The sequence below is a fragment of the Pantoea coffeiphila genome (genome assembly GCF_016909495.1).
GTDB lineage: Bacteria > Pseudomonadota > Gammaproteobacteria > Enterobacterales > Enterobacteriaceae > Erwinia > Erwinia coffeiphila.
This window is the reverse complement of record NZ_JAFBFW010000003.1, coordinates 383,419-407,909: the sequence shown is the minus strand read 5'-3', so window position 1 is coordinate 407,909 and position 24,491 is coordinate 383,419. Positions and strand designations below refer to the sequence as shown.

22 protein-coding genes are annotated in these 24,491 nt (G+C 59.5%); 4 read left to right on the top strand and 18 right to left on the bottom strand.

What is annotated here, in order from left to right; translation table 11 throughout:
- Positions 1-172: 172 nt before the first annotated feature.
- The 11 genes from pqqF to idnD all read right to left on the bottom strand — a co-directional run bounded on the left by pqqF (position 173) and on the right by idnD (position 11,447).
- Positions 173-2,662, bottom strand: a complete 2,490-nt coding sequence (pqqF, locus tag JOE09_RS11620; RefSeq protein WP_205065873.1) for a pyrroloquinoline quinone biosynthesis protein PqqF — start codon at positions 2,660-2,662, stop codon at positions 173-175.
- A gap of 3 nt (positions 2,663-2,665) precedes the next feature.
- A complete protein-coding gene (pqqE, locus tag JOE09_RS11615) occupies positions 2,666-3,814 on the bottom strand; it encodes a pyrroloquinoline quinone biosynthesis protein PqqE (RefSeq protein ID WP_205065872.1) in 1,149 nt (382 codons plus the stop codon).
- Entirely contained in the window at positions 3,801-4,082 is a 282-nt protein-coding gene (gene pqqD / locus JOE09_RS11610) for a pyrroloquinoline quinone biosynthesis peptide chaperone PqqD (RefSeq protein ID WP_105592565.1), read from the bottom strand. The genes pqqE and pqqD overlap by 14 nt, the downstream gene beginning before the upstream one ends.
- The gene (pqqC, locus tag JOE09_RS11605) at positions 4,079-4,834 is read right to left on the bottom strand and encodes a pyrroloquinoline-quinone synthase PqqC (RefSeq protein WP_105592566.1); all 756 of its coding nucleotides are present in this window, start codon (positions 4,832-4,834) and stop codon (positions 4,079-4,081) included. The genes pqqD and pqqC overlap by 4 nt, the downstream gene beginning before the upstream one ends.
- Complete coding sequence (pqqB, locus tag JOE09_RS11600) at positions 4,831-5,742, bottom strand: pyrroloquinoline quinone biosynthesis protein PqqB (protein ID WP_205065871.1); 912 nt, start codon at positions 5,740-5,742, stop codon at positions 4,831-4,833. Before pqqB ends, pqqC begins: the two co-directional genes overlap by 4 nt.
- An 84-nt stretch (positions 5,743-5,826) precedes the next feature.
- Complete coding sequence (pqqA, locus tag JOE09_RS11595; protein ID WP_072166356.1) at positions 5,827-5,898, bottom strand: pyrroloquinoline quinone precursor peptide PqqA; 72 nt, start codon at positions 5,896-5,898, stop codon at positions 5,827-5,829.
- A 176-nt stretch (positions 5,899-6,074) separates the two neighbouring features.
- On the bottom strand, positions 6,075-7,118 hold the full coding sequence (locus JOE09_RS11590; protein WP_205065870.1) for a dipeptidase: 1,044 nt from the start codon (positions 7,116-7,118) through the stop codon (positions 6,075-6,077).
- A gap of 69 nt (positions 7,119-7,187) precedes the next feature.
- On the bottom strand, positions 7,188-8,183 hold the full coding sequence (gene idnR, locus JOE09_RS11585) for a DNA-binding transcriptional regulator IdnR (protein WP_205065869.1): 996 nt from the start codon (positions 8,181-8,183) through the stop codon (positions 7,188-7,190).
- Positions 8,184-8,274: 91 nt separating this feature from the next.
- Positions 8,275-9,594 (bottom strand): gluconate:H+ symporter, encoded by a 1,320-nt coding sequence (locus tag JOE09_RS11580; protein WP_200543469.1) that lies wholly within the window; start codon positions 9,592-9,594, stop codon positions 8,275-8,277.
- Between the two features lie 47 nt (positions 9,595-9,641).
- Positions 9,642-10,406 carry a gluconate 5-dehydrogenase gene (gene idnO, locus JOE09_RS11575; RefSeq protein ID WP_105592571.1) on the bottom strand — a complete coding sequence of 255 codons (765 nt, stop codon included), beginning with the start codon at positions 10,404-10,406 and terminating at the stop codon, positions 9,642-9,644.
- A gap of 9 nt (positions 10,407-10,415) precedes the next feature.
- Positions 10,416-11,447 (bottom strand): L-idonate 5-dehydrogenase, encoded by a 1,032-nt coding sequence (gene idnD, locus JOE09_RS11570; RefSeq protein ID WP_105592572.1) that lies wholly within the window; start codon positions 11,445-11,447, stop codon positions 10,416-10,418.
- Positions 11,448-11,684: 237 nt separating this feature from the next.
- Here idnD and JOE09_RS11565 point away from each other — a divergent pair, with 237 nt between their 5' ends.
- On the top strand, positions 11,685-13,694 hold the full coding sequence (locus tag JOE09_RS11565) for an NADPH-dependent 2,4-dienoyl-CoA reductase (protein ID WP_205065868.1): 2,010 nt from the start codon (positions 11,685-11,687) through the stop codon (positions 13,692-13,694).
- Positions 13,695-13,696: 2 nt separating this feature from the next.
- Here the strand turns inward: JOE09_RS11565 and JOE09_RS11560 are convergent, their stop codons facing one another.
- Positions 13,697-14,227: a YagU family protein gene (locus JOE09_RS11560; protein ID WP_105592574.1), complete on the bottom strand. Its 531-nt coding sequence runs from the start codon at positions 14,225-14,227 to the stop codon at positions 13,697-13,699.
- A gap of 228 nt (positions 14,228-14,455) precedes the next feature.
- Between JOE09_RS11560 and JOE09_RS11555 the strand changes: the two genes are divergently transcribed.
- Positions 14,456-15,172 carry a purine nucleoside phosphorylase YfiH/LACC1 family protein gene (locus JOE09_RS11555; RefSeq protein ID WP_205065867.1) on the top strand — a complete coding sequence of 239 codons (717 nt, stop codon included), beginning with the start codon at positions 14,456-14,458 and terminating at the stop codon, positions 15,170-15,172.
- An 88-nt stretch (positions 15,173-15,260) separates the two neighbouring features.
- Here JOE09_RS11555 and rlmG read toward each other — a convergent pair whose 3' ends face one another.
- Positions 15,261-16,388: a 23S rRNA (guanine(1835)-N(2))-methyltransferase RlmG gene (gene rlmG, locus JOE09_RS11550; protein ID WP_205065866.1), complete on the bottom strand. Its 1,128-nt coding sequence runs from the start codon at positions 16,386-16,388 to the stop codon at positions 15,261-15,263.
- Between the two features lie 129 nt (positions 16,389-16,517).
- Here rlmG and JOE09_RS11545 point away from each other — a divergent pair, with 129 nt between their 5' ends.
- Both JOE09_RS11545 and JOE09_RS11540 read left to right on the top strand, forming a co-directional pair.
- Positions 16,518-17,009 (top strand): M48 metallopeptidase family protein, encoded by a 492-nt coding sequence (locus tag JOE09_RS11545; protein WP_105592578.1) that lies wholly within the window; start codon positions 16,518-16,520, stop codon positions 17,007-17,009.
- Between the two features lie 188 nt (positions 17,010-17,197).
- A complete protein-coding gene (locus JOE09_RS11540; protein ID WP_205065865.1) occupies positions 17,198-18,538 on the top strand; it encodes a gluconate:H+ symporter in 1,341 nt (446 codons plus the stop codon).
- A 73-nt stretch (positions 18,539-18,611) separates the two neighbouring features.
- Here JOE09_RS11540 and JOE09_RS11535 read toward each other — a convergent pair whose 3' ends face one another.
- The 5 genes from JOE09_RS11535 to JOE09_RS11515 form a co-directional block, all read right to left on the bottom strand.
- Positions 18,612-19,898 (bottom strand): histidine-type phosphatase, encoded by a 1,287-nt coding sequence (locus JOE09_RS11535; RefSeq protein ID WP_205065864.1) that lies wholly within the window; start codon positions 19,896-19,898, stop codon positions 18,612-18,614.
- Between the two features lie 24 nt (positions 19,899-19,922).
- A complete protein-coding gene (locus tag JOE09_RS11530) occupies positions 19,923-21,281 on the bottom strand; it encodes an MFS transporter (protein ID WP_200560276.1) in 1,359 nt (452 codons plus the stop codon).
- 108 nt (positions 21,282-21,389) lie between these two features.
- Positions 21,390-22,199: an inositol monophosphatase family protein gene (locus JOE09_RS11525; RefSeq protein ID WP_205065863.1), complete on the bottom strand. Its 810-nt coding sequence runs from the start codon at positions 22,197-22,199 to the stop codon at positions 21,390-21,392.
- A gap of 123 nt (positions 22,200-22,322) precedes the next feature.
- A complete protein-coding gene (locus tag JOE09_RS11520; protein WP_205065862.1) occupies positions 22,323-23,303 on the bottom strand; it encodes a LacI family DNA-binding transcriptional regulator in 981 nt (326 codons plus the stop codon).
- 38 nt (positions 23,304-23,341) lie between these two features.
- Complete coding sequence (locus JOE09_RS11515) at positions 23,342-24,376, bottom strand: LacI family DNA-binding transcriptional regulator (RefSeq protein WP_205065861.1); 1,035 nt, start codon at positions 24,374-24,376, stop codon at positions 23,342-23,344.
- Positions 24,377-24,491: the final 115 nt, after the last annotated feature.

The following is a 24,491-nucleotide window of genomic DNA, read 5'->3' as shown; positions in this document are numbered from 1 at the left end:
CGGCTAATGTCAAACCGGGAGAGCAGCGAGAAAGGCTCAGCCATGGAGACATTGCCTGGAATGGGTGGCGTGAACGTGAATAACTCAGACAGCAGGCTCAGGTCCCGGAATTGATGGCTGCAATGTAGCCGTGGTTTGCATGCAGATACAGCCTCCCTGATGCCGTCAGGGTTCAGACGATAGTGTTTTTCCGGTTGCTCACCTGCCAGCAGAGCTGACGCTGCTGCAAAAGCTGCTGATGGTGATACTGCAAATCGGCCAGCGACAGATGCTCCACCGCCTCTGCCGTTAGTGCGGGTGCCGGGTCCTGCTGCTGCAGCCACTCTTCGCGGCTGGCCGTCAGCGGATCGTCGTGATGGGGATTGAGTGAGTCCAGCAGAACCCGACGATACTCAGCCAGCCGATCCGCCGTGAGGGACGCAAGAGACGTTGCCATCCGCTGTAAAAATGCGTCTATCGCCTGCCACAGATCGTCATGCGTCAGCGTTGGCGATTGCAGGCAGAACAGAATCCCCGACCGCCCCGCCACCTGCCACCAGCGGCAGCTGACCACGTAACCGATATTCTGCTCCACTCTCAGCTGCTGGAAAAATGCGGGCTGGAAGATCAGCGCCAGGCATCGCCAGGCGGCCACGGCCTGCGGGGTTGACCCGTTTAGCGGGCAGAACAGCACGACGGCGGCATCATTGCTGTCGGTAACCACGGAGTACTCCCGCTGCGGCACGGGCAGCGGGCGCGATGCCTCAACCGGCGAATTCACCCTCCCCGGAAAATGCGACAGCTGCCGCGCGATCTGCTGATGCAGCTCGCGGCTGCCGCCGTAAAGGCTCGCCTGCCAGGGCATTGCGGGCAGCGGCGACACAGAGGGCGAAGGGCTGGCGTTCTGCCACAGCGGTGGCAGCGCATTAATCAGCGCACGCACTGCAATATCGGCCTGCTGCGCGCGCTGCTGTCGCTGATATTCCCGCTCACCCTGCTCGATGGCCCCGGCGGGCAAGGCGGCCAGCCGCACCGTCAGCGAGGAAAGCGTGGCCATCATCAGCTCGGGAGAGCCGCTCAGCTGGATCAGCCACAGCCCCTGATAACACTCCAGCTTTAGCTCGCCGCCGCCGTGGATGCAGCTACCGGCCAGCGCACGCAGTGCCGCCTGCATAATCTGCCCCCAGGGCAGCGGCAAAACTGCAGCCGGGCTAAGCAGCAGCACTGCCTGCCCGCCATCGGGATGATGATGCGGCAGCGGCAGTTCAGCGGAAAGGCTCTCAGCGGTAAATGTCGGCGGCGGGCGCGGGAAGAAGTCCAGCGCGGGTATCACAGCGGGCAGCACAGCCTTATCCAGGTGCCGCGCCGCCAGAGGCAGGCTGAATCCCTGCACCAGCCGGTATCCGGTTATCCGTTTATCGCCTGGACCTCGTGGCTCAGTTTGCAACCCGCCAGCGGGCCGGGGCTGCTCAATGGCACCCTCGCGACTGAGAGGCGTTTGCCTGGTTTCCTGCTCGCCGCTTCGCAGCCGGGTCAGATTTTCCGCTACCAGCTGCGCCAGCAGCGGCTGCCAGCGCAGCGGCCAGGCTTCCGGCGGCGCAAAGCCAAACGCCCGTTCGCGCAGCCTGTCCATCACCGGCTGCCGGTTGAACTCCCGTACCGCCAGCGCCGCATAGTGCTGAAGCTGCTCGTCGCTCAGCCCCGCCAGCCGCCGCAGCCAGTGGTGCAGCAGACCTTCCGCCACTGCCGCGTGCTGCGGAGCCACCAGCGTCAGCTCGATGCTCAGCACCTGCTGCTCCGCGCTAACGTAGGGCCGCAGCACGCGCAGCTCGTCGCACAGCCCTTCAGCACGCAGCGCCGCCATCAGGCTGCCTTCGGCTTCATCGCGCAGCAGCTGGCGCAGCAGGGTCAGCTCTTCGCGGAAATGTCCGTTCAGCAGGAAGGAGAGACGCAGCCGCTCACCGTCCGGGCGCTGAAGCAGATAATCCCGCTGCGCTGATAACGCCAGCAGCGGTATAAGAGCATTTGAGGGCTGGGCTCGATCCGCTAAACGCAGACCGGCGCGTTCGGCCAGCTGCCACAGCTCATCAGCGGACTGCGGCCCCTGTAGCCACAGCGTGGTATTCGCGGGGTAATAAGCCTGCTGATGAAACTGCCGCAGCGCCACACACAACGCGGCCGTATCGGTGCCAAAACGTGCGCCGTCGCCGACCTGAAAACGCTGCCACGGGTGCGCGGCAAATGCCGCGCTCAGCGCCGCGTCGGCCAGCGTGTCCTGATGGCCGCACAGCAGGCGATACTCCGCATCGATCGCCGCCGTTTCCTGGCTTATGGCGCTTTCCGCCAGTAGCGGAGCCACCAGCATATCGGTCAGCCGCGCCAGCCCGTCCGACAGCAGCGCAGGGGAGCACTCAAAAAAGAAGGCCGTGCTGTTAGCCAGGGTGGTGGCGTTCAGCCGCCCGCCCTGCGCCTGCGCCCACATCATCAGGCGCTCGTCATCCTGAAAACCGGCGCTTCCGGCAAACAGCACGTGCTCCAACAGATGCGCCAGCCCCGGCCAGGCATCCAGCTCGTGCAGGCTGCCGACGCCCACCTGCACCAGCGCCGAGGCGCAGCGGGCCTGCGGGTCCGTAATAATACGGACCTGAAGACCATTGCTGAGCAGGCGCTGTTGTACCGGCATCGGTCAGACTTTGAAAATCAGCTGGGAATTAACCCGCTCGGAGTTGGCGCGGTTGCGGAATTGCAGCTGGTCAACACGCATGGTGGTGCAGTTGGCCTGCTCGCGGGCGGCGAGGATTTTGTGGTGATGTTCGGACTTGCTGCACACCGGGTCCGCATTATCCGCGTTGCCGGTCAGCATAAAGGCCTGGCAGCGGCAGCCGCCGAAGTCCTTCTCTTTCTCCGAGCAGGATCGGCAGGGTTCCGGCATCCAGTCAAAGCCGCGATAGCGGTTAAAGCCGAAGGAGTTAAACCAGATATCCTGCAGGCTCTGCTCCAGCACCGACGGGAACTGTACCGGCAGCTGGCGCGCACTGTGGCACGGCAGCGCGGTGCCTTCCGGCGTCACGCTGAGGAAAATCGCCCCCCAGCCGCCCATGCAGCCTTTCGGGCGCTCTTCGTAGTAATCCGGGGTCACGAACAGCAGGTTGGTCAGGTTATCGCTGGCGGACATTTTCTCACGGTAGCGGGCAACCACCGCTTCGGCGCGTTCGATCTGATCGCGGGTCGGCAGCAGCCCTTCGCGGTTCAGCTGCGCCCAGCCGTAGAACTGACAGGTCGCCAGCTCCACGTCATCCGCTTCCAGCTCGATGCACAGTTCAATAATGCGGTCGATCTGGTCGATATTGTGGCGGTGCAGCACAAAGTTCAGCACCATCGGATAGCCGTGGGCTTTCACCGCGCGCGCCATCTCCAGTTTCTGCTGGAAGGCCTTCTTCGATCCGGCCAGCGCGGCGTTCAGCGTCTCGTCGCTGGCCTGGAAGCTGATCTGAATATGATCGAGGCCCGCTTCGGCAAACGAATCGATCTTTTTCTGCGTCAGGCCGATCCCCGAGGTGATCAGGTTGGTGTAGAACCCCAAATCACGCGCCGCGCGGATCAGCTCCGGCAGATCTTTGCGCACCAGCGGCTCGCCGCCGGAGAAACCGATCTGCACAGCGCCCATCGCGCGGGCCTGTTTAAAGACTTCGATCCACTGCTCGGTGGTCAGCTCTTTTTCCTGCTGGGCAAAGTCCAGCGGGTTCGAGCAGTACGGGCACTGCAGCGGGCAGCGGTAGGTCAGTTCAGCCAGCAGCCACAGCGGCGGGTTGACCTTATTTTCAGGCTGGGTCACGTAATATTATCCACTTCTGTTCCCTCGCCTGAGCGAAGAAATCCTGTACATCGTCATCCACGCCGCCCGCTTCCGGGAAGCGATCGTTCAGCGTCTGAATGATGTCGGCCAGCGTGCGCTTACCGTCCACCAGTTCGAGGATCGCCGTGGCGCTGTCGTTCAGCTTGGCCATGCCTTCCGGGTAAAGGATCACATGGCAGTTCTGCACTTCTTCCCACTGCAGGCGATAGCCGCGGCGGAACATCGGAATAGTTTGCGGGTTGCTCACAGCAGTTTTCCTTTATGCCAGACGGGCTGGTCGGTGACAGTATGATACGGCGGGCGATCCAGGGCGTAGGCCATGGTCATGGCGTCCAGCATGGTCCACAGAATGTCCAGTTTGAACTGCAGGATCTCCAGCATGCGCTGCTGTTTTTCCACGGTGTTGCAGTACTCCAGCGCCAGCTCAAGGCCGTGCTCAACGTCACGACGTGCCTGGCTCAGACGTCCACGGAAGTAGCCATAGCCCTCTTCTTCAATCCAGGTATAGTGCTGCGGCCAGCTGTCGAGGCGCGACTGGTGGATCTGCGGCGCAAACAGTTCGGTCAGCGAGCTACAGGCGGCTTCCTGCCACACCGCACGGCGGGCAAAGTTCACATAGGCATCCACGGCAAAGCGCACGCCCGGCAGCACCATCTGCTCGGAGAGCAGCACATCACGATCCAGCCCGACCGCTTCACCCAGCCGCAGCCAGGCTTCGATGCCGCCGTCGCTGTCGCCGTAGCCGTCGTGATCCAGAATGCGCTGTACCCATTTGCGACGGGTCTGCGCGTCCGGGCAGTTGGCCATAATCGCCGCGTCTTTCAGCGGGATATTGGTCTGGTAGTAGAAGCGGTTCGCCACCCAGCCCTGGATCTGCTCGCGCGTCGCCTCGCCGTTGTGCATGGCGATATGGTACGGGTGATGAATGTGGTAATAGGCACCGCGCGCGCGCAGGGCCTGTTCGAACTGCTCGGGGGTCATCAGTGCTGGCTGGCTCATAGGTCGATACTCATTCCGTCAAAGCTCACCTCAATGCCGCGCTGCGTCAGCGCATGGCGCTCCGCCGAGGACTCATCGAGGATCGGATTGGTGTTGTTAATATGGATCAGGATCTTGCGGCGGGCCGGGAGATTACTGAGTAACGCCATCAGCCCCTGCTCTTCACCCAGCGCCAGATGGCCCATATCGCGCCCGGTATTGCGCCCTACGCCGGTATTGGCCAGTTCGTTGTCCTGCCACAGCGTGCCGTCGATCAGCAGGCAGTCGGCCTGCTTCATCAGCTCCAGCAGTTCAGCATCCGGCTCGCCCAGCCCGGGTGCGTACAGCAGCTTGCTGCCGGTGGTGGTGTTCTCAATCATCAGCGCGATGTTATGGCCGGGCAGCGGCCGCCCGCGATACGGCGAGTACGGCGGTGCGTTGCTGAGGATCGGGATGGCGGTAAAGCGCAGCGCCGGGCACACCGCGACTGAAAACGGCTCTGCGGGCTGGATGGCGTGATGCACCAGGCCGCCGTTCCAGTGGGACAGCATGGTAAAGATCGGGAAGCCGCTGGTCAGATCGTCGTGAACTTCCGGCGTGCACCACACCTGATGCGGGCAGCCTTCACGCAGGTTCAGTAAACCGGTGCAGTGATCGATCTGGCTGTCGGTCAGGATGATTGAGCCGATCGCCGTGCCGCGCAGCACGCCGTGCTTATTCAGTTCGGGATTAGCGGCAATCTGATGGCAGATATCCGGCGAGGCGTTGCACAGCACCCAGTCGGTGCCGTTATCGCTGACCGCGATTGAAGATTGGGTACGCCGCGTGGCAGGGATGCTGCCGTCGCGCACGCCCTGGCAATTGCGGCAGTTACAGTTCCACTGCGGGAATCCACCGCCCGCCGCAGAGCCAAGAACTTTGATTTTCATGGGTAAACCGGGAAAAAGGGAAAAAATGCCCGCGGTACACAGCAGGCATTATCTGCAACCGGGATAACCCGGCGGGCAGAAATATTAACGGTTAGAAATGTACAGAGTCACTTCTAAGCCCAGACGCATATCGATGAAAGTAGGTTTAGTCCACATAGTCATCTCCTCTAAATATCGCTAAAAAACACCCCACCGGACGCGCCAGGTGAAAGGCATGTTGTCAAATTACAAGAACTTGGCGGCGCAAATGTTGCGCCTATGCTAAATCGATATCAACCCTTAATTCTTTGTGGGTTACCAGATTTTGTACTATTTGGTTCAAAAACCACGGTTTATTTCTGCCAGGTTTGCCGTAAAACCCGCAGCCAGTTCGCGTAACACAGCTTGTTTATCAGCTCTTCATTATAGCCCGCTGTCCTCAGTGCGTTCAGTAGTCGCGGCAGGCCCGTCACGTCGCCGATTTCATCCGGTACGTTAATCCCGTCAAAGTCCGAGCCGAACGCCACGCGGTCTTCCCCCAACTTTTCCAGCAGGTAATCAAGGTGTTGCACCATCACGCTGAGCGGCGTATTGCCGTCACGTTTACCGTCACTGCGCAGGAACGAGGTGCCGAAGTTCAGCCCGACCAGCCCGTCGCTTTCTTTAATCGCCGCCAGCTGGCTATCCGTCAGGTTGCGCGGCTGCGGGCACAGCGCATGGACGTTAGAATGGCTGGCCACCAGCGGCGCGTCGCTAAGCTCGGCGGTCTGCCAGAAGGTTTTCTCATTCATATGCGACAGGTCGATCATCAGCCGGTGCTGGTTGCAGGCGCGGATCAGCCGCTTACCGGCCTCGGTCATCCCTTCCCCGGTATCCGGTGAGCCGGGAAACGTACCGTTAATGCCGAAGCCAAAGCGGTTAGGGATATTCCAGAACGGCCCGATGCTGCGCAGCCCGGCAGCGGCCCAGCCTTCCAGCTGGCTCAGATCCTCATCCAGCCCTTCGGCGCCTTCAATGTGCAGCACCATCGCCAGCACGCCCTGCGCCATGCACTGCTCAATATCGCTGACGCTGCGGCAGATGCGCGCCTGTCCCGCCGACTGCTGGGCGATCTGTTGGAAAATGGCAATTTGCTGCTCGGTGATCGCCAGCGGATCGTGGCGCAGCGCTTCCTGCTCCGCATCGCGCTTGAAGAATTTCGCCACATACTCCGCAGGCGGCACAAACACGGCGAACAGCCCCCCGGCAAAGCCACCCTGCCGCATGCGCGCCAGGTCAAGGTGGCCGCCAAGACGCTGCTGGAGAAAGGCCTCGGCCGGGCGTTCAGGATGATGCAGCCACAGGTGCAACAGTACGTCGTTATGGCCGTCAAAAATTGATTGGGGGGTATCGCTCATTCACACTGCCTTTGTCGCGCGGGTAACACCAAAGCATAACGCAGTTTTCGCCGTTGTCAGAAGTGCCAGTCAGATGGTTTCGCCCATAAAGATTTGATAGCTGAGGTCCACCGAGTCGGCGGTAAAGCTTTCATCGCTGATTTTTTTCAGCAGCAGCTCTGCGGCGGTGTAGCCGATCGCATAGCGCGGGGTGATCACGCTGGCCATGGTCGGGTACATTTCCCGGCTGATATCCAGCCCGTGGAAACCGGCAATGGCAATGCGGCCCGGCACCGCAATCCCCTGCCGCTGGCAGAAGAGCAGCGCACCGAGCGCCAGGTCATCATTGGTGCAGAATACCGCATCCAGATCGGGGTACTGCTCCAGCGCGGTGGTGAGCATCGCCGCGCCCAGCTTCTGCGAGGAGATGGCTTTCGGGTTAATCCGCCGCCCTTCTCCGCCTCGCTCGCTCATCGCCTGGCAGTAGCCGCGATAGCGAAACTCATCGCGACGGTCATCCTGTGAGCCAAAATAGATAATGCTTTTCCGCCCCTGATCGAGCAGCGTGCGCGTCATATCGTAGCCCGCGCTGTAGTTGTTAAAGCCGACCTGCATATCCAGACACGCGCCCTGGGTATCCATCACCTCCACAATCGGGATTTTCGCCGAGCGCAGATACTTCACCGCCCGCAGGGTGTGGTCTTTTTCGCTGAGCAGAATGCCGTCGATATTGTAGGACAGCAGATTGATGATCTGTTCCTCTTCCACCTGCTTATCGTAGTTGTAGTTGGCGATCAGCGTCTGATAGCGCCCCTCTTTGGTCGCCGCTTCAATACCGCTGAGCAGGTCGGCGAATATCTGGTTTTTAAACGACGGGATCAGCACGCCCAGCGTATAGCTCTTCGCGTTGAGCAGCATCTCCGGCGCGCGGTTGGGAATGTAGTTAATCTCTTCAATGATCTGGGCAATTTTCGCCCGGGTTTCCGGCGCAACGCGTTCTGGCGTCCGCAGATAGCGGCTTACCGTCATCCGGGTTACGCCAGCCAGCGTGGCGATGTCCTGTAACGATATGCGGTGCGATCTCATAAGCTTCCATGGAATCAAATAAAAGTAAAAAGGGCCAGGCAAGCCTGGCCCCTTACGGGACGACGACGGAAGTAACCGGCCGTCTGACAGATTAGTGAATAATGGCGTTCAGAATCAAGACGCCCGCCAGGCCGAGGAAGGAAATCAGCGTTTCCATCACCGTCCAGGTCTTCAGCGTTTCAATCACGCTGAGGTTGAAGTAGCCCTTGAACAGCCAGAAGCCAGGGTCGTTAACGTGTGACGCGATCACGCTACCGGACCCCACTGCCAGCACCATCAGCGCCGGGTCGGCGTGGGTGATAGCAATAATTGGCGTGACGATACCGGCGGTGGTGATCGCCGCGACGGTCGCAGAACCCAGCGCGATACGCAGCATGGCTGCCACGGTCCAGCACATCAGCAGCGGAGACAGCGACGAGCCTTTCATCATATTCGCGATGTAGTCACCCACGCCGCTGTCCACCAGCACCTGCTTAAAGGCACCGCCACCGGCGATAATGAACACGATCATCGCAATCGCGCCAATGGAGGAGCTGCACATCTCCATCACCTCGTCCATCTTACGGCCGTTGCGCAGGCCCAGGGTGAACACCGCAATCACTACCGAGATAAACAGCGCCACTGCCGGGTTACCGACAAATTCAAAGAACTGGCGCAGCACGTTCTCTTTCGGCGTGGTCAGCTCAAATACCGCCGCTACCGCCATCAGGATTACCGGGATAACCGCCGCGAAAATGCTGGTCCAGAAGCCCGGCATTTCATGGTCTTCAAACACTTTCGGGTTATACAGCCCTTCCGGCGGTGATTTTTCAAAGTTTTTCAGGAATTTCGAGAACACCGGTCCGGCAATAATGACCGTCGGGATAGTGATGATCATGCCGTACAGCAGCGTGGTACCGAGGTTAGCACCAAAGATAATGGCGATAGCGGTCGGGCCCGGGTGCGGCGGCAGGAAGCAGTGGGTCACCGACAGCGCGGCCACCATCGGCACGCCGACGTACAGCAGCGGCAGGCGAGCGGCAGCCACCACGGTAAACACCAGCGGCAGCAGCAGCACGAAGCCGATTTCATAGAACATCGCCAGGCCAACCACCAGGCCGGTGACCATCAGCGCCCACTGCACGCGCTGTTTACCGAAGGCGGCAATCAGCGTGGTCGCCACGCGCTGCGCGGCCCCGGTGTCGGACACCAGCTTGCCGAGCATGGCACCAAAGCCGAGGATCAGCGCCAGCCCACCGAGCGTGCCGCCAACCCCTTTCTGGATCGAAGCGATAACCGCCAGCGGCGTCATCCCTTCGGCCACGCCGACTACGGCAGAGACAAAAATCAGAGCGATGAAGCCGTTGACCTTAAATACGATCATCAGCACCAGAAGCAGAATGACCCCAAAGGCTATTATTGTAATGGGCATAGAAATTCCTGTGTTTTAAAAGGTCCGGTGTCTTAAGGTGTAGCCGCTTACACTGCTACGCGCATCCCGCCGTCGACAAAAAGCAGGTGCCCGTTCACAAAATCAGAGGCTTTTGAAGCAAGGAACACCGCAGCACCGATCAGCTCTTCCGGGTTGCCCCAGCGCGCGGCCGGTGTGCGTTTACACAACCATGAGGTGAAGGCTTCATCATCCGCCAGCGCCTGGGTCATTTCGGTTTTAAAGTAGCCCGGCGCAATGCCGTTTACCTGAATGTTGTAGCGCGCCAGCTCAACGCACATACCGCGCGTCAGCATGGTCACCGCGCCTTTTGACGCAGCGTATGGGGTGATGGTGTCGCGGCCCAGCTCGCTCTGCATCGAGCCGATATTGATGATTTTACCCTGCTTGCGGGTCACCATCTGGCGTGCCACCGCCTGAGAAACCAGGAATACCGCAGTCTGGTTGACGGCGATAACGTCGTTCCAGTCCTGCTCCGGGAACTCCAGGAACGGGCGACGGCGCTGAATACCGGCGTTGTTCACCAGCACGTCGATCGGCCCGATCTCGCTTTCAATTTTTTCCACTGCCGCATTCACTGCCGCTGATTGAGTCACGTCAAACGCTACCGCGTGTGCCTTAAAGCCCTGCTGCTGCAGCGCAGCGGCGGCTTTATCCGCACCTTCCTGCGTCGTGGCGTTGATGATCACTTCGGCACCGGCCTCGGCCAGCCCTTTTGCCATCAGAAAACCAATACCGCGGCCGGAACCGGTGATCAGTACACGTTTGTTAGCGAGTGAGAAAAGCGTTGTCATGATTTGTCCTTAAAAAGTCAGCTGCACTTTGGCGGCTTTTTGTTTATCACCGGCAAACACCAGTGCAGCATCGATATTCTGATAGTCGTATTCACCGCTGAACAGCGGCAGCGGGTTCACCGTACCGTTGCCCAGCCACTCCACCGCCGTGTTGAATTCGGTGGTAAAGCGGAAGGAACCGACCAGTTTTATTTCTTTGGCGATCAGCATCATGATCGGGAAGCCCGGCACGTCGCCGCCCATACCGACCTGCACCAGCGTGCCTTTTGCACGGGTCACTTCCAGGCAGCGGGTCAGAGAAGAAGGATGACCGGAGGCTTCAAACGACACGTCGAAATAGCCTTTCTCCGCCAGATAAGGGGTGAAGTCGCCGTTGGCCGCGTGAATGGTGTCGGTGGCACCCATCGCCACCGCCATCGCCAGCGAGCGCTCGCTGATATCGGCACAGACCACTTCCGCCGCGCCCTTGGCTTTAGCCGCCGCGGCGATCAGGCAGCCGATAGGACCCACACCGGAGATAAAGACTTTTTTGCCCTGCAAATCGCCGCCCTGATTGGCCGCGTGGATGCACACCGCCAGCGGTTCGGCAAACACCATCACCTTCTCATCGGCCTGGTTGTCGAAAGGAATGCACTGGCTGCTGTCGACCACTTTGTACTGAGTGAAGCCGCCGTCAACGTGTGGGAAGTACATCGCGCTGCCGAAGAAACGCATGCCGGTACACTGGTTCTCTTCCTGCGCTTCGCAGTACTTGCAGTGGCCGCAGGGCTTGGACGGGTTCACCGCCACTTTTTGATTCTCTTTCAGCGCCGGGTTATCACTTTTCACCACGTAGCCAATCACTTCATGACCGAGGATCATCGGCATTTTCACCGCAAAGTTGCCGACCTTGCCGTGCTGATAGTAGTGCAGATCGGAACCGCAAATGCCGCCGCGCGTGATGCGCACCAGCGTGCCTTCGCCCTGGTAATCCACCTGCTGGCTGACAACCTCGACCTGCTCTTTACCGTTGATCATGCAGGACTGCGTGGTAGTACTCATGAGAAACCTCTAATACGTATTCATTGAGGCGCCTATGAGAACGATTTTACAGATGCAAAACTGTGAACAAGATCACTAAAAATCATGTTACTAAACTCATGTTACGCATAACGTGACGCTGCTACCTTTTCGGAGAAACCTTAATCAGTGGCATACATCACAAAGCCAATAACTGCACTTTCGTTGCGGTAATATGATCGCTACAGTTAACTCATCCGACCACTTCCGGGATTTACGATGAGCGTGTCACTGTTCTCTCCGCTGGACCTGGGTTTTACCCAGCTCAAAAACCGTTTTCTGATGGGTTCGATGCATACCGGGCTGGAAGAGCATCCGCAGGGTGCAGAACGGCTGGCTGCATTTTACGCCGAGCGCGCGCGGGCCGGAGTGGCGCTGATTGTCACCGGCGGCATCGCCCCCACGCCGGAGGGCGTGGTCAGCCCCGGTGCATCGGTGCTGAACGATGAGTCGCAGCTGGCACACCACCGCCGGGTCACCGACGCCGTGCATCAGGCCGGCGGCAAAATTGCTATGCAAATCCTGCACACCGGCCGCTATAGCTATCAGCCCGGCCTGGTTGCCCCTTCGGCGATTCAGGCTCCCATCAATCCCTTTACCCCACGTGCGCTCAGCCACGAAGAGATCCTGGCGCTGATCGCCGCCTATGCCCACTGCGCGCGTCTGGCACAACGGGCCGGTTACGACGGCGTAGAGATCATGGCGTCCGAAGGCTATCTGATTAACCAGTTTCTGGTGACCCACACCAATCAGCGCGACGATGAATGGGGTGGCGATGACGTGCGCCGCCGCCGCTTCGCGCTGGATATTCTGCGCGCGGTACGGGCGGCGGTAGGCGACGAATTTATTATTATTTTCCGCCTGTCGATGCTGGACCTGGTGGACCAGGGCGGCACGCTGGAGCAAACCATCACTCTGGCGAAAGAGGTGGAACAGGCCGGTGCCACGCTGATCAATACCGGTATTGGCTGGCACGAGGCGCGTATTCCGACCATTGCCACTGCCGTGCCGCGCGCCGCTTTTGCCTGGGTGACGCAGGCGCTGAAGCAGCATCTGCGCATCCCGCTGATCACCACCAATCGCATCAATCACCCGGATGTGGCGCAGGCGGTGCTGGATGACGGCTGCGCCGATATGGTGTCGATGGCGCGACCGTTCCTTGCCGACGCCGAATTTGTGCTGAAGGCGCAGCAGGGGCGCAGCGATGAGATCAACACCTGCATCGGTTGTAATCAGGCCTGTCTGGATCAGATTTTTGTCGGCAAGCTCACCTCCTGCCTGGTCAATCCCCGCGCCTGCCACGAAACCACCCTGCCACTGATCCCCGCAGCCGTGCGGAAAAACCTCGCGGTGGTCGGTGCCGGGCCAGCCGGTCTGGCGTTCGCGGTGAATGCCGCCGCGCGCGGGCATCAGGTGACGCTGTTTGACGCGCTGCCTGAAGTGGGCGGGCAGTTCAATATCGCCCGGCAGATCCCGGGGAAAGCGGAGTTCAGCGAAACCCTGCGCTATTTCCGCCGTCAGCTGGATATCCACGGCGTGAACCTGCGGCTCAATCAGTACGTCAGCGCCGCGCAGCTTGCAGACTTTGATGAAGTGGTGCTGGCAACCGGTATTGAGCCCCGCACCCCGGCCATCCCGGGCATCGATCACCCTTCGGTTCTCAGCTATCTGGACGTGATCCGCGATAAAAAACCGGTCGGCCTGCGGGTGGCGATTATCGGCGCGGGCGGCATCGGTTTTGATACCGCAGAATATCTGGTGCAGCCTGAAACATCAGAGCCGCAGGATATCGCCAACTTCTGCGAAGAATGGGGCATCGACCGCACGCTGACCCGGCCCGGAGGCCTGACGCGCCCGGTCGCGCCTCACAGCGCCCGCCAGGTCTGGCTGCTGCAGCGCAAACCCGGTAAGCCCGGTGCAGGGCTGGCGAAAACCACCGGCTGGATACATCGTGCCAGCCTGCAAATGCACGGCGTGCAGATGTGGGGCAGCGTTGAATATCAGCGAATTGATGATGACGGGCTGCATATTCTGCGCGATGGCGAAGCGCAGCTGCTGGCGGTGGATAATATTATTATCTGCGCCGGACAGGAGCCAAGGCGGGAACTGGAAACGCAGCTCCTCGCCCAGGGCAAGCCGCTGCATATTATCGGTGGCGCAGATATAGCCCAGGAGCTGGATGCCCGCCGGGCTATTGCGCAGGGAACTAAACTGGGGCTGGGGATTTAGCCTCAGCGCCCGGCGGAGGTGGCAAGGCGCTCCTCGGCATCCCGGGCGCGGGTTATGCGGTTACGCAGGTCGCGGCGGAATATTTCAATCGTCCACATCCAGAGGATATGGCCGAAGGTTTCGGACAGGATTTCATCGGCGGGCAGATCCCACAGGGCCGGTGCCCAACCCGCAGCCGGTAAAACCACGCCGTGAAAAATTACGGTGATGACCAGCGCAAATGCCACGCCCTGCCATAGCTTAATCGACGGGAAGATCTCCGCCAACCAGCAGTAGAGCATGGCGAAAAAAACCGAAAACAGGTGGTGAACGCCCGCCACACCCCAGTTCACCACGTGCCCGGACCAGTGATAGATCATCGCTTCGGTGTTCAGGCCCAGATCGTTGAGCATTTCAACAGGCGGAATCGCCCGATCGGCCGTGCGCGGCGGGAAGGGGTTCTCACTGCCCCACTTAACGAAGCTGGCAACATTACCCCCTGCAAAGCCCGCCAGCAGTGCGGCAGAATAACGGCGATACGATTTATTGGTCATGCGGTAAAGCTCTCCATGCAAAAAAATCCTTTAAGTTCCCGGAAATACCGTTCCGGTGGTGCAGCATAACCTTTTTTGTACTCGGAAGATTGTTATTGCAGGCGGCAAGCTAAACCCGCAGCATCAATCCATGCACGGCCAGCGAAAAATATTTTGGCAAAATGTCGTAAAACGTTAGCCTCGAAGGCGTATAAAAAATCTGTCGCCCGTCCCTTAAGGAGCATTTTGATGTCGTATTCCTGGCGTTCTGCGCTACTTTCCCGCTTCGACTGGCTCGATCACGCCTTTTTACCCGCCGGAGAACGGCCCCCGGTAGAGACGATTTACAACCAGCAGCGCCACAGCGCCCGCGTGGTGCCGAGCGCAACGGCGCTACCGGTAAAAAGCGTGGAGGCCGACGGGCTGATCGCCAGCGATAATCGCCCCGTTGCGGTCTACACCGCGGACTGTCTGCCGATCCTGCTGACAGACGCTAAACAACACCAGGTGGCAGCGGTGCACGGTGGGCTGAAGGGCATCCTCGGCGGCGTGCTGGCTAATGCCATCCGCCAGCTGTGCCAGAACGGCAGCGCGCCGGAGGAGCTGTTTATCGCTATCGGTCCGTCGATTGGCCCCTGCTGCTACGAACTGGGAAAGGACCTGATTGCCCGCGCGGAGCAGGACGATCCGCACCATCTGGCACCGTTAATGGCATGGTCTGAGCAGCCGTCGACAAATCCGGCGGCAGTCCGCCCGCAGGCACAGGGAACGACCGATGGCGTGTGGTTCGATTTGCCGCTGTTAGCAAAACGCATCGCGCTGAGAGAGGGGGTTCCGGAGGGGCAAATTGAGCTCAGCGGGATCTGCACCTACTGCATGGCGGAAGAGCAGGCCAGCTACCGGCGCAACACGCACCGCCAGCACGGCTACCAGCAGCGTTTTTCGTGGATTCGCGTAAAAAATTAACGCGCGGCGGTAAGCATCGCAGCCCATCGATCACAGCTGCGGAGTGGTATGCACGCAGGGTGCGGCATGGCTGCCGCACCGCTGGCGATCAGCGCATTTTCACCGAACGCAGGATCACAAACTTCTGATTGGTGGCGACGGTGGTGCAGTTGCCAAACAGCTTCTTCATTTTGTGGTAGTAATCCAGGTGGCGGTTGCCGACGATGCGCAGTTCGCCGCCGTACTGCAGGCAGCGGCGGGCATCGCGAAACATCTGCCAGGCAATATGATCGGTGACCGCGTTCTGCTGATGGAACGGCGGATTGCACAGTACCGCGTGCAGACGGTCGGACGGATAGCCCGCCAGCACGTTATTTACGCGAAACTCGCAGCGCGCTAAGTCGTCCGGGCAGTTTGACTCCACGTTCAGGCGGCTGGATGCCACTGCCATATAGGACTCGTCCACAAAGTGAACCTGCGCCAGCGGGTTCTGCCGCAGCGCCGTCAGGCCAATCACGCCGTTGCCGCAGCCGAGGTCAACGATCTCACCGTCAATATCTTCCGGCAGATTTTCCATAAAGAAGCGCGCGCCGATATCCAGCCCGCCGCGAGCGAATACGTTGGCATGGTTGTGAATCAGGTAATCGGTGCCGTCCAGCGGCCACGTGGCGATCACATCGCTGTCCGCCAGCTTCGGAGCGCTGAAAGTGGTGTAAATCAACCGTGCCTTTTTCCATGCCAGCGAGGTGGTGGTTGGACCAAGAATTTTCTCAAACAGCTGTAGCGTGGAAGTATGGATATCCTTCGCCTTGCCGGCGGCGATAATCTGCGTCTGTGGCGTGACGACTTTACGCAGCGCACGCAGCTGCTGCTCTAATAACGCCAGAGTTTTCGGCACCTTAATCAGCACCCGCGTTGGAGCCGCGGGAAGCGGTGCCAGGCTGTCCAGCAGCTGCACATCACACTCGTCCAGCTCGTTCAGTGCCAGGTTTTGCCGGGTCGCCTGCTGGTTAAGCCAGGAATCGCTGATGCTGTAGACGCCCTCGCCCGCGACCGCACAGGCCAGAGCCCCAAAGGTGTCATTGAAAATCAGCGTGGGTCCGCCGGTCACCTCATCGCCGATGTGTTTCAGCAGATATTCATCGGCCGAATCCCAGGCCTGCAACGGGCTTTCTTCGCGCATTTGGGGAAAACGATGCAGCGTCAGCATACGGTTGCTTAGTTCAAGTTGGCTCATGGGAACACCTTAGTGGTAAAATTTCCGCGTTTTATCCCCTAAAATGAGCGAACAGTAAACGTTTTTCTTAAAATTACCCGTAATGGATATCGCGTATCGGGTAACACAGCGCAAATTAATTAGAGAGTTATGACAACATTACGCTATCTCAATGGCTATCCCACTGAACTGATTGCCCGCGTGCAGCAGCTGTCCGATCGCGGCCAGCTGGCAACATGGGTAGAGAAGAAGTATCCCGGCCAGCACAGTATTCAGGACGATAAATCGCTTTATCAGTACGTCGGCGGGCTGAAGCAGCGCTATCTGAAGAACGCCCCAGCGCTGTCGAAAGTGATGTTTGATAATAAGCAGAACCCGGTGAAGGGCACGCTGGGCACAAACACCTTCGTTTCCCGCGTGCAGGGCGGCAAGCTGAAAAGTAATAACGAAATCCGCATCGCCACGCTGTTTCGCGACGGGCCGGAAGAGTTCCTCAAAATGATCGTCGTGCACGAGCTGGCGCATCTGAAAGAGAAGGATCACAACAAAGCGTTCTACCAGCTGTGCTGCCATATGGAACCGGACTATCACCAGCTGGAGTTTGATATGCGCATCTGGCTGAACTTCCGCGATCTGAAATAGCCCCGAAGCCAAAAAACTGGCTAATTTTTTGGCTGAAAATAGTTAATTAACGTGATATTTACGCTGATTTATTAAGCGAAATAGTGCGAAGCAGATCAAATAAACATTCCAAAAAGCTCCATATCGGAAAATAAATTCTATAAGTTGCATTGACGACTTTACCGATAACATGATCTCTGGAGCTGGCTATGCCTGTATTAATTGTCGCGATAGGAATCGCAATATTACTGATACTCATCATGGCGTTAAAATGGAATACCTTTGTATCGCTGGTCATCGTTTCGTTTCTGGTGGCGCTGTTTCTGGGAATGGACCCGACGCAAATTGCGCTAACGATTGAGAAAGGGATTGGCGCACAGCTGGGCCACCTGGCGCTGGTGTTTGGTTTTGGTGCCATGCTGGGCCGCCTGGTGGCCGATGCCGGAGGCGGCTACCGCATTGCCGCCACGCTGATCGCCGTCTTTGGCAAAAAGAACACTCAGGTGGCCGTGGTGATTGCCTCGTTTACCGTGGGTATCGCGCTGTTCTTCGAAGTGGGTCTGATCCTGCTGCTGCCAATTATTTACGCCATCGCCCGCGAGCTGAAGCTGCCGTTTCTGTATCTTGGCATTCCGATGGCCGCCGCGCTGAACGTCACCCACGGTTTCCTGCCGCCTCACCCGGCCCCCACGGCGATCTCGCTGGCCTATAGCGCCGATATCGGTCACGTGCTGCTGCTCGGTATTGCGGTCGGCATCCCTACCACCATTGTTTGTGGGCCGCTGTTTAATAAGGTGCTTTATCGTCTGGCTCCGGCGGTGTACCAGGGGCAGAGCGACCTCAGCGCCTTCGGCGAGCAGAAAAGCTATCGCCTGGAAGAGACGCCGGGGTTCCTCTCCAGCGTGCTGACTTCGCTGGCACCGGTGCTGTTTATGGCGCTGGCGACGGTGGTCGACCTGCTGTTCCCCGGCAGTGATGCTGCGGCAGTGAAAGCGGTGAAGTTTGTCGGCACACCGGCGATGGCAATGCTGATTTCGCTGATTATCGCCTTCTGGACCATGGGCTTTGCCCGCGGCCGCAGCGCGGAAGAGATTGGCAAAACGCTAACCAGCGCCATTGCGCAAATTTCCATGATGCTGCTGATTATCGGCGGCGGCGGTGCCTTTAAGCAGGTGATCGTTGACGGCGGCGTGGGCGATTATGTCGCCGGGCTGTTTGCCGCCTCCACCCTGTCACCGCTGATTATCGCCTGGTCGATTGCCGCGATGCTGCGCGTCTGCCTGGGTTCGGCCACCGTGGCCGCGCTGACGACCTCCGGCATTGTGGCGCCGATGCTGCCGATGTTTCACATCGACCCGGCGCTGATTGTGCTGGCGACGGGCGCAGGCAGCGTGATTGCCTGCCACGTTAACGATGCCGGATTCTGGATGGTGAAAGAGAGCTTCGGCCTGACCATGAAGCAAACCTTCTGTACCTGGACGGTGCTGACTACCGTGCTGTCGGTTTCCGGGCTGATCTTTATTCTGATTGCGGAAAGGCTGTTCTACTGAGGCAGCCGTTCGTCTGAAGAACATGCTGAGGGATTGTGCTGCAGGCCAACCGGCCTGCAGCGGGTGCTGAACATCACGGCAGCGCGTAAGCCACCGGGGTGATCGCATTACGGTCGAGGTTTTTACTCAATGCTTTCACGGTGGAACGCAGCGGGCACAGCGTACCCACGTCGGTTACCCGGCAGTCCGGCTGACGCCACTCCTCACGCAACAGCGGATGTTTGCCATCCACCTGCTGTAAATTGCGCAGGTCGTCCAGGCTCTGCCCCTGGAAGTAGACATGCAGGAAACGCTCTCCGGTTTTGCTGTCACGCCAGCGCTCCAGCACCAGGCTGCTGCCCGGCGGGATATTGCCGCGCGTGTAGCCGGGCAGCGTCCAGCTGAAATCCATCAGCGTGCGCACCATCGCGATGTTGGTATCATGTGCCACCAGCAGCAGCCAGCGCGTATCCGGCATGTTATCCGTCGGCTTATTTACACCCTGCTCAACGCCCTGCAGCATGGCGTTAAGCAGGATGGAGCCGCGCTTCTGCGCGGTATAAAGCACGTCGTTGCTGAGATCGTAATTAGCCGTTAACAGCGGCAAAACGGCGGTGATCTGCGCCGATGAGGTGATATTGCCCCAGGCCAGCTGGGCCACCGGCAGATTCTCGTTCCAGCCAAGCCGCAGCGTTTCCACCATATTGGCCAGCACGCTCAGGCCATCAACGGAGGCTTTGCCGCTTTTACTCTGTTTAATCTGCCAGGGCTTATCAAAGAAGGTGCAGGAGGCATCGTCCCGGCACACCGCTTTTTTCAGCGCCTGCACCGCAGGCTGTAACGCCTGCTGACGGGCCGCCAGATCGCCCGCCGCCTCTTTCACCTTCGCCAGCTGCGTTGCCGGATCGGTGTTGGTCGCCGGGAACGCTTCGGTCTGGAACAGCGGATCGTGGTCGCCCTCAACCCGATGAACGGCTACGCCGCAGCCGGGAAATGCACCGTCCACCAGCGCAGCGGCGGTTGCCCGGGTGCGCTGTAGCGGGCTGGCCCGCACATAGACGTCCTGCGGCTGCGGGCAGCCCGCAGTGAGCAGCCCCAGCTGACGATAGTGCTCGCCCTGCCAGCGCCCTTTGTTCACCACCGCCGCATAGCCGTGGCCGGTCAGCTCGCCGTCGGCGGTATTCCACTGCGTCCACGGACGGTTGGTTGCGGCCTCAATATCCGTGCGGTTACCGGGCGTCGGCGGCCGGATGCCGTGGCGGCTAAGCTCCACCACTTTTTCCAGCTCATAGGTGGCCTCCGCATGTGCCTGAGCGGCGCTGAACCACAGCGTTCCGGCGATAAACAGGCGTGCAGCAGCCTGATGTCTTTTTGCCATCATTGTGTCTTCCTTCTGTTGAGGTAATTAAGATGAAAACAGGGTGCGGCGCTCGCTGGCGTTGCGTCTTGCCACCATCACGGCGGTGACAAAGCACAACAGCGCAGAGATAAGACCGGCTGCCACCCAGAACTGGGACAACGTGTGGAAATCGTAGAGTTTGGTGCCATTTTCCATCACCGACGTTTTATCGATGATGATGCCCGTCAGGAATTCACCGAATCCGGCCCCGGCGTAGCTGACAATGCCGATGGTTCCGAGCGCCGCCCCGGCCGCTTTCCGCGAGGAGATATCCACCGCCAGCAGGCCACCGAGGAAACAGGTCAGTGCGCCGATAGTCGCGCCGAAGATAACCATCGACAGAATATCGGTGTAGTAATTGCGCGGCAGCCACAGCATCAGCGCGAATCCGGCAGTATTCAGCAGGCTGATAAATCCGGCCATAATACTGCGATTGCGCGAGAAGAAGCGGTCGGAGAGCATGCCCGCCACGATGGTGCCAACAATCCCGGCAACGGCATTCACGCCGATAATCGCCGAGGCTTCAACCGTGCTGTAGCCCTTACCCTGCTGCAAAAAGAAAATGCCCCAGGAATTCACGCCGTAGCGGTCGATGTACATAAACGCCGAGGCCAGCGCCAGCGTCCACAGCGCCGGGTTGCGCAGCGCCATCAGCTGATTGCTAAACACCGAGCCTTTGGCCTCTTCTTCTTCCTGCGGTTCGTTGCTGATGTCATGAATCGACGGGAAGCCGCTGCTCTGCGGTGAGTCGCGCATAAACAGCAGCATCAGCACCACGCCCGCCGCGCCCAGCGCTGCGGTGGAGAGGTAGCCCATATGCCAACCGTAGCCCGCAATCACCGCCGCGATCACGATGTAGGTCAGCGCCTCGCCGATGTTATGCGCCGTCGACCAGATGGAATAGAAGGTGCCGCGCTCTTTGGTGCCGTACCAGCGCGCAAGGGAAACCGCACATGGCCCCACCCCCATCGACTGCGCCCAGCCGTTGATGCCCCAGAAAATGGCCAGCATCATCGCGTTGGTGGTCATGCCCATCATCAGGTTCATCCCCGCGCTGAGCAGCAGCCCAAGACTCATAAAGCGCACCACGTTGGCGTGATCGGCCAAAAATCCGTTAACCAGTTTGCCGATGGCGTAGCTGAAAAACAGCGCCGAGCCGATCATCCCCAGCTCAGAGGGCGAAATACCCAGCTCCACCAGCGCGGTTTTCGCCACGGTGAACGAGAGCCGACAGACGTAAAACGTTACGTAGGCCAGCGTCATCGCCAGAAACGTTTGCCAGCGCACGCTGCGGAAGCGCTGTTCATTGAATACGGCGGTAGTTTTCGCCGGGCTGGCCCGGAAAAAACGGATTAATCCAGACATCATCTTGTCTCCGTAGGGCGGAGGCGGTGCTGATTGATTTTGTCTTCGTCCCTGAAGGCTGTTTCCGTGTTATGTAGAGTACGCAATCAGATGCCAGACCCGTGCAGGTTAGTTTAAGGGTTGAACAACCCATTGTTTTAAGTGTGGATAGAGCGTTTTACTGGCCAACAGCACCGGATTGCCTTGCGCAATGCCGTCCGCCGCCAGGTAATCGTTGGTGGCCCCGCCCGCTTCGCGCATCAGCACGATCCCCGGCAGGCCATCCCACGGATTCATATGCGGTTCGTAATAGCCAATCAGGCGACCGGCGGCGGCCCAGGCGCTCATCAGCGCGCCGGAACCGTTGCGGACAAACATCCCGCCGTGCTGCAGCAGCTGGTCGAGAAACGGCAGGAAATCAGCCGCCGTCACGCGATGCGAGGTCCCCACGCCCATCACGCCACCGGCGACCGTTTCTGCCGGATGCGGCGCGATTCTCCGATCGTTGAGCCAGGCCCCTTCCCCTTTCAGGGCATGGAAGAGCTCCTGGTGATTGGGGTCATACACCACGCCAATCACCGGTTCACCGTCAACCACCACCGCCAGCGACAGGCACCAGGTGTGCAGACCGTTGAGGAAACAGCTGGTGCCATCGATCGGGTCAACGACCCACAGCACGCGCTGGTGTGCATCGGACGTGCCGCTCTCCTCGCCCAGAAATCCGTCTTCCGGGAACGCCTCTGCGATGCGTGATTTGACAAAGGACTCCACCTCGCGGTCGGCCAGGCTAACCACATCCTGCGCATCGCTGCCCTTGTGTTCGACCCGCAGGCTGTCGCGCTGCTGATAGAAGCCATAAGCCAGTTTTCCCCCGGACTCAGCAAGACTGCAGGCGAAGCGGTAGCGCGCCAAAAGCGAATCGTTTTCTCGGGTTGTCATAACATCTCCTGAAAATGCACACGTGTGCATTTGTTAACAAAAAATAAGCCCCGTAGGGCAAAAGAGAGTGTGACGGCAGTTCACAGAATAATCTGTGAGCTACCGCATAAAATTAATTTTTCATTACGCGCTCTGGCGAATGATTAATTTCACCGGCACGGCGCGATGGCGGGAAGGAAGGTCGAACTGGGCAATGCGGGTCATCAAAAGATCCACCGCCTGCTGCGCCAGACCTTCAGTATCCTGTTGAATTGTCGTCAAATGATAGGGGTCCCAGTCCGCCTGGGGAATATCATCAAAGCCCATGACGGCGGGTAGCGGATTGTCGCCGTTGAGCGTTCGCAGGCCGTCGATCGCGCCTAATGCCAGCATATCCGTGGCGCAAAGCAGCACCTGGCTGGAACGTAATTCAAGCGCCGCCGCCTTGCCGGCCGCATAGCCGCCGCCGGGGATAAACCGCGTGGCAATAGTCAGGTCCGGGGCGCAGGCCAGCAGCGCCTGATAGCGATCTTCCGTACTGAAATTACGCCGCTCTTCGCCGATAAACCCAACGTGTTTCCAGCCGCGCTGGCGGCAGTAATCCGCCATCAGCTGCATACCCTGCGCGTTATCGCTGGCGACACGATCGCAGCCTGCCAGATCGGCATCCCGGTTGATTAAGGTCACCGGGATCTTACGCTCCAGATACTCTTCGGCCAGCGACAGCGGCGGCGCGCCGGAAGTGATAATCACCCCGGCCACGTGGTAGCTGAGCAGCTGTTTCAGTGAGGGAGCCAGCTGTTCCGGATCGTCGGCATTCATCAGCAGCGGCATAAAACCGTGCAGCGCCAGCTGATGAACCAGCGGCGACAGCAGCTTGCTGCGGAAGGGGTTATCGAAACCGGCGGTGACGATACCGATAAAGTTGCTGCTGCCGGTGATCATCGTGCGGGCGATGATATTGACCTGGTAGCCCAGCGTTTCCGCTGCGGCGAGGACTTTTTTCCGCGTTTTTTCCGCCACGGAGGCACCCGGGGTAAACGTGCGGGAAACCGCAGAGCGTGATACCCCTGCCAGGCGGGCGACATCTTCGGCATTGACCCAGTTTTTTTTCTTCTCGCTCATGCTCACTCTGCGCGGGTTACGGTGTGCGTGAGCCTATGTTAACCTCCCCGCACCGATCCGCGCCACACCACATCCGCCTGGTACACCAGGCTGTCGTGCTGCTGCTCGCTCTGCGGCGTAAAGCCGCTTTCCGCCTGCTCGGTCTGGATCAGCCACTGTACCGCGTCGCGGGCAAAGCGCTCTACCGGCTGGGCGAAAGTGGTCAGATTGAAGGATGACCACCCGGCCTGCACGATATTATCGAATCCTATCAGACAGATATCCTCCGGCACGCTAACCGCAAAGCGGTGCCGTGCTTCATCCATAAAGCCGCAGGCCACCAGATCGGTGACGCAAAATACCGCATCCGGGCGCTGCTGGCGGGTCAGCAGGCGGTGCGCCAGAATCTGACCGCTTTCATAGGACGTGGAACCAAAACGCTCGACCGTCACCGCTAATCCGGCCTGTTCCGCCACCGCGACAAACGCGGCTTCGCGCTTCATCAGGCTGGGCGTTCCGGCCAGTGAGTTGGCAAACGCCAGATGCCGACAGCCCGCGCGCTGAAAGGCCATCACCGCCGTTTCGGCCGCCGATTGTGCATCCAGATTAATACTCAGCGATCCGGGCAGCGACTCATCGCGGTTAATCAGAATAATGCGCTGTCCGTGCTTATAGCACTGGCGGGTGATGGCGCGGTCCGGCATGCCCGAGAGGATAATCGAAGCGTCGGCGCGGAAATTAATCGCCTGCTGCAGCGCCGCCGAGACGCTGTTGTCCGAGCGGTCGGTGTTGATAAGCATCGCCACTTTCCCCGCCTCCTGCAAAAACTGGGTCAGCCAGCGCACCAGCATCGCGCGGTAGGGGGTAGCGATTTCAGACACCACCAGGCAGACAATCCCGCTGCGGTTGCGCACCAGCCCACGCGCCAGATGATTGACGTGATAGCCCAGTTCCTCTGCCGCTTTCATCACCCGCGCACGGGTCGTTTCCGACACGCTGGCCCCCGGCGTATAGGTCCGCGACACCGCAGAACGCGAAACCCCTGCGCGATCGGCCACGTCCTGCGCACTCACCACTGCTTTCTCATTTTGCATGCTGCTCTCCATCAAAATCCCGGCTGAGATTGAGTCTGCCTCAGATTGCAAAGCTGTGCAAACTGACCAACATCACAATTGTTATATTTTTGTGACAAGGGCTGCTAATTCAGCT

Bases quoted from the DNA above. Each gene is read 5' to 3' on its own strand.
- JOE09_RS11525 (WP_205065863.1), bottom strand. From the start codon at position 22,199: ATGACAACCCGAGAAAACGATTCGCTTTTGGCGCGCTACCGCTTCGCC.
- JOE09_RS11515 (WP_205065861.1), bottom strand. From the start codon at position 24,376: ATGCAAAATGAGAAAGCAGTGGTGAGTGCGCAGGACGTGGCCGATCGC.
- JOE09_RS11580 (WP_200543469.1), bottom strand. From the start codon at position 9,594: ATGCCCATTACAATAATAGCCTTTGGGGTCATTCTGCTTCTGGTGCTG.
- JOE09_RS11535 (WP_205065864.1), bottom strand. From the start codon at position 19,898: ATGATGGCAAAAAGACATCAGGCTGCTGCACGCCTGTTTATCGCCGGA.
- JOE09_RS11540 (WP_205065865.1), top strand. From the start codon at position 17,198: ATGCCTGTATTAATTGTCGCGATAGGAATCGCAATATTACTGATACTC.
- JOE09_RS11520 (WP_205065862.1), bottom strand. From the start codon at position 23,303: ATGAGCGAGAAGAAAAAAAACTGGGTCAATGCCGAAGATGTCGCCCGC.
- JOE09_RS11545 (WP_105592578.1), top strand. From the start codon at position 16,518: ATGACAACATTACGCTATCTCAATGGCTATCCCACTGAACTGATTGCC.
- idnD (WP_105592572.1), bottom strand. From the start codon at position 11,447: ATGAGTACTACCACGCAGTCCTGCATGATCAACGGTAAAGAGCAGGTC.
- JOE09_RS11560 (WP_105592574.1), bottom strand. From the start codon at position 14,227: ATGACCAATAAATCGTATCGCCGTTATTCTGCCGCACTGCTGGCGGGC.
- idnR (WP_205065869.1), bottom strand. From the start codon at position 8,183: ATGAGATCGCACCGCATATCGTTACAGGACATCGCCACGCTGGCTGGC.
- idnO (WP_105592571.1), bottom strand. From the start codon at position 10,406: ATGACAACGCTTTTCTCACTCGCTAACAAACGTGTACTGATCACCGGT.
- pqqC (WP_105592566.1), bottom strand. From the start codon at position 4,834: ATGAGCCAGCCAGCACTGATGACCCCCGAGCAGTTCGAACAGGCCCTG.
- JOE09_RS11590 (WP_205065870.1), bottom strand. From the start codon at position 7,118: ATGAGCGATACCCCCCAATCAATTTTTGACGGCCATAACGACGTACTG.
- JOE09_RS11565 (WP_205065868.1), top strand. From the start codon at position 11,685: ATGAGCGTGTCACTGTTCTCTCCGCTGGACCTGGGTTTTACCCAGCTC.
- rlmG (WP_205065866.1), bottom strand. From the start codon at position 16,388: ATGAGCCAACTTGAACTAAGCAACCGTATGCTGACGCTGCATCGTTTT.
- pqqB (WP_205065871.1), bottom strand. From the start codon at position 5,742: ATGAAAATCAAAGTTCTTGGCTCTGCGGCGGGCGGTGGATTCCCGCAG.
- pqqF (WP_205065873.1), bottom strand. From the start codon at position 2,662: ATGCCGGTACAACAGCGCCTGCTCAGCAATGGTCTTCAGGTCCGTATT.
- JOE09_RS11555 (WP_205065867.1), top strand. From the start codon at position 14,456: ATGTCGTATTCCTGGCGTTCTGCGCTACTTTCCCGCTTCGACTGGCTC.
- JOE09_RS11530 (WP_200560276.1), bottom strand. From the start codon at position 21,281: ATGTCTGGATTAATCCGTTTTTTCCGGGCCAGCCCGGCGAAAACTACC.